At 70.0% G+C, this 424-nt stretch carries 1 protein-coding gene; it reads right to left on the bottom strand.

Annotation, left to right across the window (positions count from 1 at the left end; all coding sequences use genetic code 11):
• Positions 1-424: helicase associated domain-containing protein (locus tag V2J85_RS40860; protein WP_330824424.1), on the bottom strand; the 424-nt coding region annotated here is incomplete at both ends.

The following is a 424-nucleotide window of genomic DNA, read 5'->3' as shown; positions in this document are numbered from 1 at the left end:
GCCCACCTCGACTTGGTGTTGGAGATCCATACGCCGAGCTTCACGGTCACCGGTTCGCCGTCGATCGTGATTGTCTCAGTGTGGCTGCGGGGCACCGGCCGGTCCGTACCTTCCCGCTGCACCCACTGCGTAAGGGCTGCCAGGCCCCGCTGGAAGGCCGCCTGGGACTTGCTCGGGCTCTTACGAGCGGCTGCCGGGGCGGGAGGCGGGGCCTGGGCGGGTTGTACGCCCAGCGCGGTCAGGCGCTGCTGCTGCTCGGGGAGAAGCTGTGCCCAGGTGGCCGGGTTCTTCTGCCGCTCCAGCCAGCGCCCGATGTCATCGCCCTCGAACAGCACCCCGGGCTGGATCTCGGGCAGGACGCCGTCGGCGTTGACCAGGTCCGCGAGGACGCGGTAGTGGCGTTGCCAGTCCAGTGGCCATGGGC

Origin of the sequence: Streptomyces bugieae, from assembly GCF_036352915.1 — a bacterium.
In the GTDB taxonomy this organism is placed as follows: Bacteria; Actinomycetota; Actinomycetes; order Streptomycetales; family Streptomycetaceae; genus Streptomyces; species Streptomyces endophytica.
This window is presented reverse-complemented; position numbering and strand designations above follow the sequence as displayed.